The organism is Pseudomonas sp. P5_B3 (assembly GCF_056400405.1).
Genome location: NZ_JBFULI010000019.1, coordinates 58,776 through 75,740 on the forward strand (window position 1 = coordinate 58,776; position 16,965 = coordinate 75,740).

16 protein-coding genes are annotated in these 16,965 nt (G+C 61.6%); 8 read left to right on the top strand and 8 right to left on the bottom strand.

All coding sequences use genetic code 11. The features are described from left to right. Window positions 1-42: 42 nt before the first annotated feature. Genes AC1DRN_RS13695 through AC1DRN_RS13705 form a run of 3 tightly spaced genes read right to left on the bottom strand, consistent with a single transcriptional unit; the run spans window position 43 to window position 2,348 of the window. The gene (locus AC1DRN_RS13695) at window positions 43-1,359 is read right to left on the bottom strand and encodes a sensor histidine kinase (protein ID WP_223462369.1); all 1,317 of its coding nucleotides are present in this window, start codon (window positions 1,357-1,359) and stop codon (window positions 43-45) included. Then, entirely contained in the window at window positions 1,356-2,024 is a 669-nt protein-coding gene (locus AC1DRN_RS13700; protein WP_223462370.1) for a response regulator transcription factor, read from the bottom strand. The genes AC1DRN_RS13695 and AC1DRN_RS13700 overlap by 4 nt, the downstream gene beginning before the upstream one ends. Window positions 2,025-2,027: 3 nt before the next feature. Then, on the bottom strand, window positions 2,028-2,348 hold the full coding sequence (locus tag AC1DRN_RS13705; protein ID WP_223462371.1) for a PepSY domain-containing protein: 321 nt from the start codon (window positions 2,346-2,348) through the stop codon (window positions 2,028-2,030). Window positions 2,349-2,624: 276 nt separating this feature from the next. Here AC1DRN_RS13705 and AC1DRN_RS13710 point away from each other — a divergent pair, with 276 nt between their 5' ends. From AC1DRN_RS13710 to codA, 4 genes are all read left to right on the top strand, one after another. After that, window positions 2,625-3,704 carry a patatin-like phospholipase family protein gene (locus AC1DRN_RS13710; RefSeq protein ID WP_223462372.1) on the top strand — a complete coding sequence of 360 codons (1,080 nt, stop codon included), beginning with the start codon at window positions 2,625-2,627 and terminating at the stop codon, window positions 3,702-3,704. Window positions 3,705-3,778: 74 nt separating this feature from the next. Then, window positions 3,779-4,135 carry a 6-carboxytetrahydropterin synthase QueD gene (gene queD / locus AC1DRN_RS13715; RefSeq protein WP_108219187.1) on the top strand — a complete coding sequence of 119 codons (357 nt, stop codon included), beginning with the start codon at window positions 3,779-3,781 and terminating at the stop codon, window positions 4,133-4,135. Between the two features lie 205 nt (window positions 4,136-4,340). Further along, window positions 4,341-5,171: an alpha/beta fold hydrolase gene (locus AC1DRN_RS13720; protein WP_223462373.1), complete on the top strand. Its 831-nt coding sequence runs from the start codon at window positions 4,341-4,343 to the stop codon at window positions 5,169-5,171. Between the two features lie 112 nt (window positions 5,172-5,283). Beyond that, window positions 5,284-6,528, top strand: coding sequence for a cytosine deaminase (gene codA / locus AC1DRN_RS13725; RefSeq protein WP_223462374.1), 1,245 nt, complete (start codon window positions 5,284-5,286; stop codon window positions 6,526-6,528). 111 nt (window positions 6,529-6,639) lie between these two features. On the opposite strand, the gene AC1DRN_RS13730 is transcribed toward codA, so the two are convergent. Continuing rightward, a complete protein-coding gene (locus AC1DRN_RS13730; protein WP_223462375.1) occupies window positions 6,640-7,632 on the bottom strand; it encodes a diaminopimelate epimerase in 993 nt (330 codons plus the stop codon). Window positions 7,633-7,797: 165 nt separating this feature from the next. Here AC1DRN_RS13730 and AC1DRN_RS13735 point away from each other — a divergent pair, with 165 nt between their 5' ends. Further along, window positions 7,798-8,949 carry an MFS transporter gene (locus AC1DRN_RS13735; RefSeq protein WP_223462376.1) on the top strand — a complete coding sequence of 384 codons (1,152 nt, stop codon included), beginning with the start codon at window positions 7,798-7,800 and terminating at the stop codon, window positions 8,947-8,949. Window positions 8,950-9,124: 175 nt separating this feature from the next. Here AC1DRN_RS13735 and AC1DRN_RS13740 read toward each other — a convergent pair whose 3' ends face one another. From AC1DRN_RS13740 to AC1DRN_RS13750, 3 genes are read right to left on the bottom strand one after another with little or no spacing between them, the layout of a single operon-like run. Next, the gene (locus AC1DRN_RS13740; protein WP_223462377.1) at window positions 9,125-10,033 is read right to left on the bottom strand and encodes a LuxR C-terminal-related transcriptional regulator; all 909 of its coding nucleotides are present in this window, start codon (window positions 10,031-10,033) and stop codon (window positions 9,125-9,127) included. Beyond that, a complete protein-coding gene (locus tag AC1DRN_RS13745) occupies window positions 10,030-11,448 on the bottom strand; it encodes an aminotransferase (protein ID WP_223462378.1) in 1,419 nt (472 codons plus the stop codon). The genes AC1DRN_RS13740 and AC1DRN_RS13745 overlap by 4 nt, the downstream gene beginning before the upstream one ends. Before the next feature lie 39 nt (window positions 11,449-11,487). Further along, the gene (locus tag AC1DRN_RS13750) at window positions 11,488-12,594 is read right to left on the bottom strand and encodes a polyamine ABC transporter substrate-binding protein (RefSeq protein WP_223462379.1); all 1,107 of its coding nucleotides are present in this window, start codon (window positions 12,592-12,594) and stop codon (window positions 11,488-11,490) included. A gap of 216 nt (window positions 12,595-12,810) precedes the next feature. On the opposite strand from AC1DRN_RS13750, the gene AC1DRN_RS13755 reads away from it, so the two are divergent. Next, window positions 12,811-13,593: an enoyl-CoA hydratase-related protein gene (locus tag AC1DRN_RS13755; RefSeq protein ID WP_223462380.1), complete on the top strand. Its 783-nt coding sequence runs from the start codon at window positions 12,811-12,813 to the stop codon at window positions 13,591-13,593. Then, on the top strand, window positions 13,590-14,771 hold the full coding sequence (locus AC1DRN_RS13760) for an acetyl-CoA C-acyltransferase family protein (protein ID WP_223462381.1): 1,182 nt from the start codon (window positions 13,590-13,592) through the stop codon (window positions 14,769-14,771). Before AC1DRN_RS13755 ends, AC1DRN_RS13760 begins: the two co-directional genes overlap by 4 nt. Before the next feature lie 109 nt (window positions 14,772-14,880). Here AC1DRN_RS13760 and AC1DRN_RS13765 read toward each other — a convergent pair whose 3' ends face one another. Beyond that, window positions 14,881-16,023 carry an MFS transporter gene (locus AC1DRN_RS13765; RefSeq protein WP_223462382.1) on the bottom strand — a complete coding sequence of 381 codons (1,143 nt, stop codon included), beginning with the start codon at window positions 16,021-16,023 and terminating at the stop codon, window positions 14,881-14,883. A gap of 99 nt (window positions 16,024-16,122) precedes the next feature. Between AC1DRN_RS13765 and AC1DRN_RS13770 the strand changes: the two genes are divergently transcribed. Further along, entirely contained in the window at window positions 16,123-16,887 is a 765-nt protein-coding gene (locus tag AC1DRN_RS13770; RefSeq protein ID WP_223462383.1) for an AraC family transcriptional regulator, read from the top strand. The last annotated feature ends 78 nt before the right edge of the window (window positions 16,888-16,965 follow it).

A 16,965-nucleotide genomic window follows, 5' to 3' on the forward strand; every position in this document is an offset into this window, starting at 1 on the left:
CATCGCGAGCAAGCTCGCTCCCACAGGGGGGCTGGTGTAGCTTCAGGCGTGTTTGGGCAACTCGATGACGACCTTCAACCCGCCCCACTCGCTTTCCAGCAGCGACAGTTTCCCGCCCCAACTGGCGACGATGTCGCGCACGATACCCAGCCCCAGGCCATGCCCCTCCGTTTGCTCATCCAGCCGCGTACCTCGGCCAAACACCTGATCGCGACGCTCTTCGGGAATGCCCGGTCCATCATCTTCCACACTCAGTTCAAACCCCTCCGCCCGCTCGACCACACTCAGCCGCACCTCGGCATCCGCCCATTTACAGGCGTTATCCAGCAGGTTGCCCAGCAGTTCCAGCAGGTCTTCACGATCCCAGGGCAATTGCAGGCCGGTCGGTGCGCGGTAGCTCAGCGCCAGGTGTTCGCCATGGATCATGTTCAGGGTGGCCAGCAATCCGGGGAGTTCCGCATCGCAATTAAACAGTGCGCCTGGCAACGCATCGCCGGACAACCGTGCACGATTGAGCTCGCGATTGAGCCGTTGCTCGACCTGTTGCAGTTGTTCCTTGAAGGTCTTGCGCAATTGCGGGTACGCGTCGAGTTGCTCGCTCGAGGCCAGGCTCAACAGCACCGCCAGCGGCGTTTTCAGTGCGTGGCCGAGGTTGCCCAGGGCATTGCGCGAGCGTTTGAGGCTGTCTTCGGTGTGGGCCAGCAAGTGGTTGATCTGCGCCACCAGTGGCTCCAGTTCCACCGGCACCTGATCATCGAGTTGCGAGCGCTGGCCCTGTTGCAACTGCGCGATCTGCTCGCGCGCCTGTTCCAGCGGACGCAAGGCGCGGCGCACAGTAATCCGTTGCAGCAACAGGATCAGCAGCAGCCCGGTCAAACCGAGGCCCAATCCGAGTTGTTGCATGCGCCGAAAGCTTTCACGTATCGGCGTGTAATCCTCGGCGACGCTGATCGAGATCGGCACCCCCGAACGTCGATAGTCTGTACGCAAAACCAGCAACTGTTGCCCTTCCGGCCCCAGTTGCAGGTCATCGTGCAGGCCGGGGTGATCGAGCGCCGGCAGTTCCTGGTCCCATAAAGAACGGGAACGCCAATGGCCGTCGGCGAAATCGATGCGGAAATACTGCCCGGAAAACGGCCGCTGATAGGCCGGTGACAGACGTCGTTCATCCAGTTGCAAGCCTTGCGGCCCGCGCACCAGTGCCGCCAGCAGGTTCTCGCTGTCATTGCGCAACCCGGCTTCGAGGTAGCGCTGCAAACCCATTTCGAACAGCCACAGGCTGGTTTGCGCCAGCACCAGGCCAACGACCACCATCACGCTGATCAGGCCCAGGCTCAAGCGGCGCTGGATCGATCTCACCGGGCTTGCCCGCCGAACAGGTAACCCTGGCCGCGACGGGTTTCAATCACACTTTTGCCGAGTTTGCGGCGCAAGTGGTTGACGTGGACTTCCAGCACATTGGAGTCGCGCTCGGTTTCACCGTCGTAGAGGTGCTCGGCGAGGTGGCTTTTGGAGAGGATCCGCTCGGGGTGCAGCATGAAATAACGCAACAGGCGAAACTCCGCGGCGGTCAGCTGAATGTCCGCACCGTCGCGGACAACGCACTGCCGACCTTCGTCCAGATGCAGCCCGGCGGCCTTGAGCGTTGGCTGGTTGACCTGGCCATGGGAACGGCGCAGCAACGCCTGGATGCGCAAAAACAGCTCTTCGGGATGAAAGGGTTTGGTCAGGTAATCATCGGCGCCGGTCTTCAGGCCTTCGATGCGCTCTGACCAGGAACCACGGGCGGTCAGGATCAGCACCGGCGTGGCCAGCCCTGTCGCGCGCCATTGCGCCAGCACCTCAAGCCCCGGCACGCCCGGCAAACCGAGGTCGAGGATGATCAGGTCGTAAGGTTCAGTGCTGCCCTGATACACCGCATCGCGACCATCGGCCAGCCAGTCCACCGCATAGCCCTGGCGGTTAAGACCGGCCAGCAGTTCGTCGGCCAGGGGCACATGGTCTTCCACCAGCAGCAAACGCATGGATCAGTCTTCCTTGTCTTTGAGTAAACGGCCGGTGGCGGCTTCGATGTCCAGTTCGCGAACCACGCCTTCAGGGGTCAGCAGCTCGACTTCATAAATGTAGACGTCATGTTTTTCTTCGAGCCCGGCTTCCAGCAGTTTCGCGCCGGGGTAGCGATCCATCGCCTGTTGCAACAGTTGCTCCAGCGGCAGGATCACGCCCTGTTGACGCAGGCGCAGGGCTTCATCCTGGTCCAGGTCGCGGGCCATCACTGCCGAGCAAAAAGCCAGAAGCACCAGCGCTATCCAGCTGCCGGTGCATCGCTTGAATAGAAACACCTTCATTACCAATCCTGATGATTCTTGAGAACCTGCCCGCTGACAGCGTCTAATTCCAGGTCCCGGTCGGTGCCAGTGGTGTGAGCTTCTCGAAAGCCACTATGGTATCAGCGTCGCGCTACCTCAGCGTTGCATCGGGGTCCAGGCGAGCCACCTTAACCAGCTGAACTTAATTGAAACTGAATTGCCATCATTGCTGACACCCCCAGTCCCTGTGGGAGCTAGCTCGCTCCCACAATGATCGCGTTTACAATTGCCCCCTTGCCACACTTCGAGACCGCAATGACCGCCATCCACATCAAGTTCCCTTCCCTGACCCTCAAGGCCGGCCCGCGTGCCTTTGCGCGCATCCGTGACAGCGGCTTGAGCGCCGCCGACGTCGGCACCTTGCCTGGCGCGGCCGGCGGTCCGAAGGCGCTGGGGATTCAGGGACTGGACCTGGCGCTGTTCGGCGAGTGGCTGCCGGCGGCACCGCGGGAACGCTCGCTGATTGGTGCATCGGTGGGTTCCTGGCGCTTCGCCAGCGCCTGCCTGCCGGACGCCGCCGAGGGCATCCGGCGTCTCGGGCAGCTGTACACCGAGCAGAATTTCGCCAAGGGCGTGACCATGGCGCAGATCAGCCAGAGCTCCCGGCGCATGCTCAATGACCTGCTCGACGGTTGCGATGCCTCGATCCTCGGCAACAGCGATTACCGCCTGAACATCATGGTGGTCAAAAGCCACGGCCTGCTGGCCGACGATCATCGCGCCCGCCTGGGGCTGGGCCTGTCCTCGGTTATCGCCGACAACCTGCGTGGCCGGGCGCGGCTGGCCCGGCACTTCGAACGCCTGATCGTCCACGACCCGCGCCTGGCGCCGCCGGTCAATGCCTTGAATGACTTCCCGTCGCGCTTCGTCGCCCTCAACGCCGGCAATTTGCGCCAGGCCTTGCTCGCTTCGGGCTCGATTCCGATGGTGATGGAGGGCGTGCGCGACTTGCCGGGCGCCGGTGCGGGAACCTACCGCGACGGCGGCCTGCTGGACTATCACCTGGACCTGCCCTACAGCGGCAACGACATCGTGCTCTACCCGCACTTCACCGACCGGGTGATTCCCGGCTGGTTCGACAAGACCCTGCCATGGCGCCGCGCCTGCCCGGCACGCTTGCAAAACGTGCTGCTGCTGGCGCCGTCAAAGGACTACCTGGCGCGCCTGCCCTACGGCAAACTGCCGGACCGTAGCGACTTCAAGCGCTTCATGGGCGACGCTCCGAGCCGGCAGAAATACTGGCGCACGACCATGGACGAAAGCCGCCGCCTGGGCGACGAATTCCTCGAACTGGCCGCCAACGGTCGCCTCGGCGAGCGCTTGCTGACCCTTTAGTCAGGACAAACTGGTAAACTCGCCTCCTGCCCGAATCGCTGCGGCGAACGCCACCTGAACAGAGCTGAAAAACTGTGGAAATCTTCAAAGAATTTACCTTCGAATCCGCCCACCGCCTGCCCCACGTACCGGACGGCCACAAGTGCGGCCGCCTGCACGGTCACTCGTTCAAAGTGGCGATCCACCTGAGCGGCGACCTCGACCCGCACACTGGCTGGATCCGCGACTTCTCGGAAATCAAGGAAATCTTCAAGCCGCTGTACGAGCGCCTGGACCACAACTACCTGAACGACATTCCCGGCCTGGAAAACCCGACCAGTGAAGTGCTGGCCAAGTTTATCTGGCAGGAAATGAAGCCCCTGCTGCCGGAGCTCAGTGCGATTCGCATCCACGAAACCTGCACCAGCGGTTGCATCTATCGCGGTGAATAGGTCAGGCATCACCAATTACCTGTGGGAGCGAGCTTGCTCGCGATGACGGCGGCACATCCAACATCGATGTGCCTGACCCACCGCTATCGCGAGCAAGCTCGCTCCCACAGGAAATGCGCTTAGTCTGAAATCAAGAAAACAGCCTTCATCGGCTGTTTTTTTATGCCTATGCTTTTCACCTCGCCCCCGCCAAGAGGAAAAGCCCATGACTGACTGGCCGCTGGATCAGGTCTTTGCCTTCAACGGACATCAGGTGCGCTACGCCATGCACGGCGACGGCCCGCCGCTGGTGTTCGTGCATGGCACGCCGTTTTCTTCCTGTGTCTGGCATCGGATCGCGCCGTATTTCACGGCCACTCACCGCGTCTACTACTTCGATCTGCTGGGCTATGGGCAGTCGGCGCAACCCGACGCCGATGTCTCGCTCGGCGTGCAAAACCAGTTGCTGGCACAGTTGCTGGAACATTGGGGCCTGGATCGCCCCGACGTGGTGGCCCACGACTTCGGCGGCGCCACCGCCCTGCGCACGCATCTGCTCAACGGCAAGGATTACCGCAGCCTGACGCTGATCGACCCGGTGGCGCTAACGCCCTGGGGTTCGCCGTTCGTGCAGCATGTGCGTCAGCATGAGGCGGCGTTCAGCGGACTGCCCGATTACATCCAGCGCGCCATCGTGCCGGCCTATATTCGCGGGGCAATCCAGCGCGAAATCCCCGATGCCGAACTCGCCCCCTACGTGCAGCCATGGCTGGGAGAGCCGGGGCAAGCGGCGTTCTATCGGCAGATCGCGCAGATGGACGAGCGTCATACCCGTGAAGCTGAGGGGCTGTACCCGACGATACGCTGCCCGGTGCAGATTCTCTGGGGTGAAGACGATCAGTGGATTCCCATCGAACGCGGGCGCGCGCTGCACCGGATGATTCCAGGGTCGCAGTTTTATCCCGTCGCCAATGCCGGGCATCTGGTTCAGGAAGATGCACCTGAAGCGGTCATTGCTGCCTTGATGCGCTTTTTGCACCTGCAAAAAATTTCCTGAACAAACCCAATCCCACATTGGTTCTACAGTGATCAATGTCACTGGCGGGGACCGCCACTGGCGAGCTAACGTAGAGGTATTGCCTACACGATTCGCTAAAAGGACTCGCCCGATGCACATCATCAATGCCCGTCTGCGCAACCAGGAAGGCCTGCATGAGTTGTACCTGAAAAACGGCCTGATCAGCAGCATCACCCGCCAGATCGAAGCCCCGACCCTGGGCCCCGACGATCTGGATGCCGGCGGCAATCTGGTGGTGCCGCCCTTTGTCGAGCCGCACATCCACCTCGACGCGACCCTGACCGCCGGTGATCCGCGCTGGAACATGAGCGGCACGCTGTTCGAAGGCATCGAGTGCTGGGGCGAACGCAAGGCGACCATCACCCTTGAGGACACCAAGACCCGGGCCAGGAAAACCATCCAGACCCTCGCCGCCCACGGCATCCAGCATGTGCGCACCCACGTCGACGTCACCGACCCGCAATTGACCGCGCTCAAGGCGATGCTCGAAGTGCGCGAGGAAAGCCGGCATCTGGTCGATATGCAAATCGTCGCGTTCCCCCAGGAAGGCATCGAGTCCTACCGCAATGGTCGAGAATTGATGGAGGAAGCCATCCGCATGGGCGCGGACGTGGTGGGCGGCATCCCGCATTTCGAATACACCCGCGACCAGGGCGTCAGCTCGGTGAAGTTCCTGATGGACCTGGCCGAACGCAGCGGTTGCCTGGTGGACGTGCATTGCGACGAAACCGACGACCCGCATTCGCGTTTTCTCGAAGTGCTCGCCGAAGAGGCCCGCAGCCGCGACATGGGTTCGCGGGTGACGGCCAGCCACACCACGGCCATGGGCTCCTACGACAACGCCTACTGCGCCAAACTGTTTCGCCTGCTCGGGCATTCGGGGATCAGCTTTGTCTCCTGCCCCACTGAGAGTATCCACCTGCAAGGGCGCTTCGACAGTTTCCCGAAACGCCGGGGCGTGACCCGGGTCAACGAGCTACTGGAAGCGGGCATGAACGTGTGCTTCGGCCAGGACTCGATCGTCGATCCGTGGTATCCGCTGGGTAATGGCAACATTTTGCGGGTGCTGGAAGCCGGGTTGCACATCTGCCACATGCTCGGTTATCGCAACCTGCAAAGTGCGCTGGACCTGGTGACGGACAATAGCGCCAAAGCCATGAACCTCGGCAATCGCTATGGCCTGGAGCGCGGGCGACCGGCGAACCTGCTGATTCTGTCGGCAGAGAGTGATTACGAGGTGATCCGCAGCCAGGGGTTGCCGTTGTACTCGATACGCGATGGCAAAGTGTTGATGAAGCGGACGATGCCGGTGGTGGAGTTCAGTGGGCTGAGCTGAAATTTGCACTGACTGGACTGGCCCCATCGCGAGCAGGCTCGCTCCTACAGTGGTTATATGTCGTTCACAAAACCTGTAGGAGCGAGCCTGCTCGCGATGGCTATTTCGAAGTCAATCGATCATTCGAGCCGTACCAAACAGGCTGACCCGACTCAATTCCCCCAACTCTTCCTCCAGCAAGATCGGCGCCGTGCCACCCGGCATCGTCACCTTGACCTCCCCGGCGCCGACCCAACCTGCCCGCCAGGCCGCACAGGCCACCGCGCTGGCACTGGTCCCCGACGACGCCGTCGGCCCCTCGCCCCGCTCGAATACCCGTGCGGCGATGTGCCCTTCGGACACGCGCATTGCCCATTGCAGATTGATCCCCGCCGGACAAGGTTTGCCTGCACCAACCGGCATGGCATAGGCAATCCGCGTCAGCCCCTCACCCAGCGCCGGCTCGCGCATCTGCTCGTTGCTCGGCAGGTCCTCGGCACTTTCCACCAGCGTCACGCAATGGGGATTGCCGACCCGCGCGAACTGGCTGCGCGACCATGCACTATTGAGTACCGCCAATTGTTCAACGTGGCTGAGTTCGCGACCATTGAACACCACCGCTTCAACCCCGTGAGCACTGACCGACGACGGCCCGAATCCCGGCTGGCCCAAGTCGAGCCAGAAACCCTTTACGCCATCGACCTCTGCGGCTTTCACCGAAGTCTGCCCCGGCGAAGGTGTATCAGCCTTGTCGTGATGAACCCTGAGCAGACAGGCTTCGTTCTTTGGCAACAACCCTTGGTCGCCGAGGGCCTGAGAAAAAATTGTCAGCCCATTGCCGCTGCGCTCGGCCAGGGTGCCGTCGGTATTGACGATCAACAGATCAAAGGGTGGCGAGGACTGAAACGGTCCGACCAGCAAACCGTCGCTGCGATGATCCTTGCTGCCGGGTGGTTGCGTGCCGGGTGCCCAGTTGCAGCATGCGTCGATGGCCGCCACTGTCCATGCCTGCCGGGTTTGTGCGGCGAGGCTGGCCTGATGGGGCAGGTCGATGCCCTGGCGGCGCAGTTCTTCGGGCGCTACCACGATGTAAATATTACCCCGTGCATCGTACCTCTGCGCCATGGCGCCCTCCGTGTGTCATTGGTATGGCTCAACATATCGCGAAAGACACCGGCGCTGTGCAACGATGTCGCTTTGTTTCAACGCAAAACTTCCGGGCGCTGATCGAACCCTCACCGGTCGATCACTGTCCGTTGAGGACGTGACGTTTTTTTGCCAGGGATTGATATGACCAGCCTCAACAGTCAAACCACCTTCGTTCCCGGACGCCTGGAACAAATGTCCACGCGCATCGCCTTTTTCATCGCCGGGTTCGGCATCGCCGCGTGGGCGCCGCTGGTACCCTATGCCAAGGCCCGGGCCGGGCTGGATGAAGGCACCCTGGGATTGTTGCTGCTGTGCCTGGGGGTGGGTTCGATCCTGGCGATGCCGTTGGCCGGCATCCTGGCCTCGCGTTTCGGCTGCCGGCGGGTGACGGCCGGCGGCACCCTGCTGATCTGTGCCGCCCTGCCGCTGCTGGCGACGGTGTCAACGATTCCGGCCTTGATTGCGGTGCTGTTCATGTTCGGCGCGGGCCTGGGCACGGTGGATTCGACAGTCAACCTGCAAGCCGTGATCGTCGAGCGCGCCAGCGGCAAAAACATGATGTCGGGTTTCCATGGCTTGTTCAGCCTGGGCGGAATTGTCGGTGCGGCGGGTGTCAGCGGGTTGCTTGGCCTGGGGATTTCCCCGCTGGGGGCCACGTTGGTGGTGATCGTGATGCTGCTGATCGCGCTGGCCAAGGCCGTGCCGCATCTGTTGCCCTACGGCAGCGAGAGTTCGGGGCCGGCGTTTGCGGTTCCCCATGGCATCGTCCTGTTTATCGGCGGCATGTGCTTCATCGTGTTCCTCGCCGAAGGCGCGGCGCTGGACTGGAGCGCGGTGTTTTTGGCGCAGGAACGCGGTATAGACACGGCGTATGCGGGGCTCGGGTATGCGGCGTTTGCCTTGACCATGACCGCCGGGCGTTTGACCGGTGACAAAATCGTACGGCGGTTGGGCGCGACGCGGGTGATTGTATTCGGCGGGCTGACGGCTGCCGCAGGCTTGTTCCTGGCGACGTTCGCACCGAGTTGGGAAGCCGCATTGGTGGGTTACGCGCTGCTGGGTGCCGGTTGCTCGAACATCGTGCCGGTCCTGTACACCGCGGTCGGCAAGCAGACGGTCATGCCCGAAAGCATCGCCGTGCCAGCCATTACCACCCTGGGCTATGCGGGCATTCTGGCGGGACCGGCAGTGATCGGCTTCATCGCCCACGGCAGCAGCCTGAGTTTTGCCTTTGCCTTGATGGCGCTGTTGCTGGTGGCGGTGGCGATTGGCGGGAAGGTGTTGAAGGTCTGAAAAGCTTCGCTGGCAAGCCAGCTCCCACAGGGATCACACGGCACCTGTGGGAGCGAGCTTGCTCCGGGCGGCGTTCCGACGATGAGGGCGTGTCAGCCAACATCATTGGTCCTGACAGATCGCCATCGCGAGCAGGCTCGCTCCTACAGAGGTATCGGCAGGCCAAAAATTTTGGTCAGTGCCTGCGCAACCACTCGATAAACAGCGCAAACAACTCCGACTGCGAGCCCACCTCCAGCTTCAGGTACAGGTTCTTGCGGTGCATGCGCACGGTTTCCGGTGAGATGTTCATCTGGCTGGCCGTGGATTTCACCGAATGCCCGCGCAACACCATGTGCGCCACTTGCCGTTCGCGCTCAGTCAGCAACTCACAACCGAAGTTCTCGAACGCCGCCTGCACGCGATGCTTGAGATCATCGCGCTTGCCTTGCTCGTTATCGCGCTCAATCCCGGTACTGCGCAGCAGTCCACGTTGGCTGAATTCGCTGATGAATTCACGCACCAACGGCTCTACGGCACGCAACAGATTCAACTGTTCGACGCTCAGGCATTCACCGCCAAAACCTTGATAGAGGCTGACCGAAATCTTCGTGTCATTGCCGGTATCGACGATGTAGTAGCTGTCTTCCGAGCAGCCCGCCTTCAGGTAATAGGATTTGTAGTAGTCGCTATCGAAGAAGTTGTCCGGGGCAATTTCCTCCAGGTGATAGAAGCCTTGCGCCAAGCCCTGCTCCACCGCCAGGCAGAACGGGTCGAGCAAATAGCCCCCGGAAAAATATCGCTCCAGAATCGAGACCTGATACTCCTGGGCAATCCCGCGCTGATGCAGTAACTGGGGCGCGCGGTCCTTGCGCTCCAGGCTGATCATCATCGACTCCACGGACACCAGCTGCGCCAACGCTGACGCCAGGTGTTGCAGGGCGTCAGGCCCGTCGATATGGGCGAATGCCTCGCGCATTCCCCCATGCCATTTGTGCAATGCCCCGAAGGGCATCGCGATCAGCGTATCGTCGTCTGGTTTGCTCATGCCCCGCAGTCTAGCGGCTGGGCACGCCCTTGGTAACAGCCTGACTGACGAAATCATTGGCCTGCGTACTGTCCGCTCGCTTCAAGCTCGGCGGCCACTTCCAGAATGCACTCGCGCAGGGTCTCGACGATTTCATCGACCTGGGCGAACGTCAGGATCAACGGTGGCGACATGACGTTGAGGTGCATGATCGGCCGCACCAGCAAGCCCCGGGCCTGGGCCCGCACGTGGATTTTCTCGCCGATGTTGATCTCGTCGGGGAACAGTGCCTTGGTGCGTTTATCGGCAACGAACTCCACACAGGCCATGAGTTTCTGGCAGCGCACATCCCCCACCAGCGGCAAGTCCCGCAGGGTTGCCAGGCGCTCTTCCAGATAAGCCCCCACCGTATCGACATGGGCCAGCAGGTTTTCCCGCTCGATGATCTCGATGTTCTTCAGCGCCGCGGTGCAGCACACCGGATGCCCGCTGTAGGTGAAGCCGTGGGTGAAGCAGCGGCCCTTGCCCGGCTCGGCGATGACCTTCCAGATGCGCTCGGAAAAGATGCACGCACCCAGCGGCAGGTAAGCCGAGGTCAGGCCCTTGGCGGTGGTGATGATGTCGGGCTGCACGTCAAACACATCATGGGAGGCGAAGAACTTGCCCAAACGCCCGAACGAGGTCACCACTTCGTCGGCGACGAACAGGATGTCGTAGCGCTGGCACACATCCCACATACGCTTGAGGTAACCCTGGGGCGCAATGATCACCCCGCCCGAGCCCATGATCGGTTCGGCGAAGAATCCGGCGACCTTGTCCGCGCCAATCGAGAGGATCTTGTCTTCGAACTCCTTGACCAGGAACTCGAGGAACTGCGCTTCGTCCATACCATCGGGTGCACGGTACGGGTTCGGGTTGGAGACGTGGTGGATCAGCGGGTTGGCGTAATCGAACTCCGGCACCCGGTCGGCGGCCTTGTTGCCGATCGACATGGTCAGGGTGGTGGAGCCGTGATAGGCGTTGAACCGCGCAATGATGTGCTTCTTCTCGGGTTTGCCACGGCAGTTCTGGTAGTACTGGATCAGCCGGTACGCAGTGTCCACGGCGGTGGAGCCGCCGGTGGTCAGGAACACGTGGTCGAGGTCGCCGGGAGCGAGGCTGGCGAGTTTTTCGCACAGCTGGATCGCCACGTTGTTCGACATGTCGGAAAACGGATTGGAATAGGCCAACTGGCGTACCTGATCGGCGATGGCTTCGGCCATTTCCTCACGGCCCAAACCGATGTTGGTGCACCACATGCCGCCCACCGCATCGAGAAAGCGGTTGCCCTGGGTGTCGTAGATGTAGGCGCCATCGCCAGCGACAATGTTCAGCGAGCCTTGTTCTGCGTGTTCGTCGAACACGTGATAGCCGTGCATATGGTGAGCCTTGTCGGCCTTGACCAGCCGGGACTCGTCCGCTGGGGAAAAAACGCTGCGTGTTGGCGTCGCCATAAATAATCCTCTAACCGAATTGACTAACGTTCGAACCCATCAGATGCCGCTTTTCACGGTGCTCCAGACCCGGGTAATCGCCCGCATGTCCTTGGCGTCCTGGGTCTTCTGCGGGAACAGCCGCTCGCGGGTTTGCGCGTCGGGGTAGATGGCCGGGTTGTCGCGCACAGCGGCGTTCAACAAGGGCGTAGCCGCGGCGTTGCTGTTGGCGTAATTGATGAAGTCGCTCACGTCTGCCATCACCTGCGGTTGCATCAGGAATTCGAGAAACTTGTGGGCATTGGCGACGTGGGGCGCGTCGGCCGGGATGTACAGGTTGTCGAACCAGATCAGCGAGCCTTCCTTGGGGATGAAGTACGCCAGGTCGATCTTCTTCTTGGCTTCCGCGGCGCGGGCCATGGCGGTGGCGTAGTCGCCGGACCAGGTCATGGCCACGCACACATCGCCGTTGGGCAGGCTGGTCAGGTAATTGACCGAGTCGAACTTGCGGATGTACGGCCGCACCGACAGCAGCAAGTCCTGGGCGGCTTTCAGATCCTCCGGTGCGGCGCTGCGTGGATCACGCCCCAGGTACTTCAGGGCCATGGGGATGACTTCGGTCGGGGCATCGAGCAGGGTCACGCCGCAGTCAGCGAAGCGCGAGACGATCTTCGGATCGAAGACCATCGCCAGCGAACCGATCGGCGCATCCGGCATGCGTTCCTTGATCTTGTCGACGTTGTAGGTGACCCCGTTGCTGCCCCAGGTGTACGGCGCCGAATAGGTGGTGCCCGGATCATACCCTTGTAAATCCTCCAGGACTTTCGGGTCCAGATTGGTCCAGCCCGGCAGCAGCTTCTTGTCCAGCGGTTGGAACACCTTGGCCTTGATCAACGGCGGCGCGAGGGAGGCGTTCAACACGATCAGGTCATAACCGGAATGGCCGGTGAGCAACTTGGCCTGCACCGTTTCATAAGAATCGAAGGTGTCGTAGACCACCTTGATACCGGTGGCCTTTTCGAAATCGGCCACGGTTTTTGCACCGATGTAGTCCGCCCAGTTGTAAAGCCGCAGCGTCTTGCTGTCGTCCACCTGAGCGGCGTAGGCATTCAATGTCAGCGGTACAACAAACAGACTGGAAATCACCTTAAGCAGCGTCTTGCCCATAGCAAATGCACCTTATAGCGAGTTCGGCTCTGGATGAGCGGATGCCTTCACTATTGGTGGATTCGCCGGGCGCGGCCATACCCCGAATGGGTGTGTGTCGCCTTTGGCTCACCGGCATGGCAAAAAGCGGCAGTGCAGTTGACCCGTTTTGCCATAGATCCGGGGTTTGTCCGGCGCTTAAAGTGGCAGCCCTGAACCGACCCTGCAGAGCCTGCGATGACCGACCTGATCAAACACGAGCGACGCGACGGCGTGTTGACGCTGACCGTCGACCGCCCGGACAAGCTCAATGCGCTGAACAACGCCATGTACACGCACCTGGCCGACCTGTTGCAGGCCGCCGACGAAGACGCGCAGACCGGCGTGATCATCATCACTGGCGGCCCGACCTGCTTTACCAGCGGCAATGATCTGGTGGATTTCCTCCAGCACCCGCCCACTCATCTGGATGCCCCGGCATTCCACCTGATGAAGGTCGTTACGCGCCTGCAAAAACCGCTGATCGCGGCAGTCTGCGGGGCGGCCATCGGCATCGGCACCACGTTACTGCTGCATTGCGATCAGGTGCTGGTCACCCGTAACGCCAAGCTGCGCATGCCGTTCGTCAACATCGGCCTGTGTCCCGAATTCGGCGCCAGCCTGCTGCTGCCACGCCGGCTCGGCCATGCCCGTGCAGCTCGTCTGCTGTTGCTGGGTGACGGTCTGGATGGCAATGACGCGGTGAACTGGGGCATTGCCAACGAAGCCTTCGACGATGGCGAGCAATGCCTGGCGGCGGCGCAGAAAATCGCCCAACGCTTTTTGGCGATGCCCCAGCAAGCCTTGCGTCAGTCCCGTCAGTTGATGAAGCAGGCTTCCCTGGCCGAACTGGAAACCACCCTGCGCGAAGAAAACACGCTGTTCATTCAGCGCTTGAATACCGACGAGGCGAAAACCGCCTTGAGCGCCCTGCTCAATCGCAGTACAGACAAGAATCCACCGAAAGGAAACCAGCCATGAACACTCCGGAAATCTACGTCGTCAGCGCCGCCCGTACCGCCATCGGTACCTTCGGCGGTTCGCTCAAGGACGTGCCACTGGCCGACCTCGCGACCACGGCCGTGAAAGCCGCCCTGGAGCGAGCCGCCGTGGACCCGGCGCTCGTTGGCCATCTGGTGATGGGCAACGTGATCCCGACTGAAACCCGCGATGCCTACATCTCCCGCGTCGCCGCGATGAACGCCGGCATTCCGAAAGAAACCCCGGCCTACAACGTCAACCGCCTGTGCGGTTCGGGCCTGCAAGCGATCATCAACGCCGCCCAGACCCTGATGCTCGGCGATGCCGACATCGTCGTCGGCGCCGGTGCCGAATCCATGAGCCGCGGCCCGTACCTGATGCCGGCCGCCCGTTGGGGTTCGCGCATGGGCAACGCCCAGGTCATCGACTACATGCTCGGTATCCTGCATGACCCCTTCCATGGCATCCACATGGGCATCACCGCCGAGAACGTCGCCGCGCGCAACGGCATCACCCGCGAAATGCAGGACGCCCTGGCCCTGGAAGACCAGCAACGCGCGGCCCACGCGATTGCCAACGGCTACTTCAGCGAGCAGATCGCGACCGTGGAAATCCAGGATCGCAAAGGCGTTAAACTGTTCAGCGTCGACGAACATCCGCGCGCCACGTCCCTGGAACAACTGGCGGCGATGAAGCCAGCGTTCAAGAAGGACGGCTCAGTCACCGCCGGCAACGCCTCGGGTCTCAACGACGGTGCAGCGGCACTGGTCATGGCCAGCGGCAACGCGGTCCAGGCCAACAACCTGAAACCCCTCGCCCGCCTGGTCAGTTACGCCCACGCCGGCGTCGAACCGGAATTCATGGGCCTGGGCCCGATCCCGGCCACCCGCCTGGCGCTCAAGCGCGCCGGCCTGACCGTCGCCGACCTGGACGTAATCGAAGCCAACATCGCCTTCGCCGCCCAGGCCTGTGCAGTGAGCCAGGAACTCGATCTCGACCCGGCCAAGGTCAACCCGAACGGCTCGGGCATCGCCCTGGGTCACCCAGTGGGCGCCACCGGCGCGATCATCGCCACCAAGGCCATCCACGAATTGCACCGCACCGGCGGCCGTTATGCGCTGGTGACCATGTGCATCGGTGGTGGCCAGGGGATTGCGGCGATTTTCGAACGCACCTAAGCAATAGCAGTAAAAAAGGCCGGTGATCGCGCTGATCACCGGCCTTTTTCATTCCAGTAAACCAGTAGCGATTCTATGTGGGTACGAGCTTGCTCCCACATAGACCTCTTCAACCGACGCAAATCCGCGCATGACGGGCTCGTCCGGCAATCACCATCGCCAGCACAGCGCATACCATCAAGGTTTCACCCAGTGCTTGCCCCCACGCCACGAGCATCAGCCCGCCACCGATCAACAAGTAATACAGCAAACCAAACAATGCCCCCGCCGTACCCAGTCGATCGCCATAGTTGACCAGGGCTGAACCAAGGATGTTCGGGATGGCCATGCCGAAGGCCAGCACCACCAACAACATCGCCAGCACGAACAGCACACTGTCCTCCATCAGCCAGACGAAACTGGCGCCAAGCAATGTCAGTGATCCCGACATCTGGATCAATTGGGCACCACTCAACCCTCGTTGCAACAGCCTCTTGTTGAGCCAGGCGCCAAGGCCGGAACCCAGGGCCAGGATGACGCCACTGTAGCCGAACATTTGCGCACTCAGCCCCAGCCGCTCAAACATGAAGGGCCCCAGGCTGTAGTAGCTGAACAGGGCAATGTTGAAGGTTGCTACCAACAACGTCGAACGCCAGATATCGCGATCCCGGAGCATTTGCCACAGTGTCTCGAACAGCGCGGGCGAAGCCACCTGCCGTGGGCGGGTTTCCGGTAAAACCCGCAGGCACCAGAACCACAGTCCAACCGATAGCACCAGAAGCCCTCCCGGCACGCCTGGATAACCGAAGCCTTGCACCAGGCTTGCGCCGGTGAACAGCCCAATGGCCGGGCTGGCAGCCAGTGCGATGCCCATGACCGAAAACACCTGGGCCAGTGCCGCCCCCTTGAAGCGGTCGCGCAACAAGGTTTGCGTAACGACCGAGCCCACCGCTGCGCCAAAGGCGGCCAGGCCTTGGGTCGCCAACAGTGCATCGAATGTGCTGACACTGAGCGCCATCAACGAAGCAGCGGCGTACAGGGCGAACCCGGCAAGCATCGTCGGGCGACGCCCGATCAGGTCGCACATCCGGCCCCACACCACCACACCGAACGCGAACGCCAGGAAATACACGGAAAGCATTTGCGCCGACGCCTGCGGACCGACGCCGAAGACCCGGGCAATGTCCGCCAGCGCCGGGCTATAAATGGATTGCGCCAACTGCGGGAACATCAGCAGCGCGACAGCCAATACCACGATTTTCCTGTCATCCATCACGACTTCACTCCTGAAAGAAACTGCGATGCAGCTTAAGAAGTCGTGACTGACGTAATATCAAGATTCTGCCAATTTATAGTTGAAATCGGACAACCCATGGCCTGGCTCGACGCCCACGCACCCTTCGATCCCGACAGCTTCACCGCACCGGTTGTCGGCATCGCCGCCACCCTCGGCGTTCACGATTCGGGCATGCATCGACATCAACGCGGGCAACTGCTGTTCACCCGCCAGGGCTGTACGCGCATTACCCTGGCGCAGCAGCTGTGCCTGTTGCCACCCTCGCGCGCGGCCTGGATTCCTTGCGGTGTGGCCCATCGCGCCGTGATGCAACAGAGCGTCGATTACCGTTCCATTTACCTGAGCCCCGCGTTATGCGCGGACCTGCCGCAACAGGTCTGCGTGATTGAAGTCAGCCCGTTGCTGCGGGTCGTGCTGGAGTCGATAGCCCACGCCAGCTTCGACACCGCCTGGCAGCAGGGAAAATACGTCCATCTGCTGGGACTGTGCCTGAGCGAAATTCGCGACGCGGCCCGTCAGCCCATGCTGCTGCCGTTGCCGACTGACAAGCGTCTGGCACCACTGCTCAACAACGTGGAGAAGCTGCCGCCCCAACTTCAGGTGCTGCAGGATCAAATCGGTGCCAGCGGCCGAACCATCGGACGAATCTTCCAGCGCGAGACCGGCATGAGCTATCAGCAATGGCGGCAACAGTGGCGCTTGATGCGCGCCATCGAATTGCTCGCGACGGGACGAAACATCGGCTACAGCACCTTTGAACTGGGATTTGCCAGTGACAGCGCGTTCATCGCGTTCTTCAAGGACATGACCGGCCTCACCCCCGGCGACTGGCTGAAATAACACCTGACGACCGGCAGCAAAAACCACTTGCCACGAAATATTACATACATCATATTACATCCGTAATAATTAACCCCC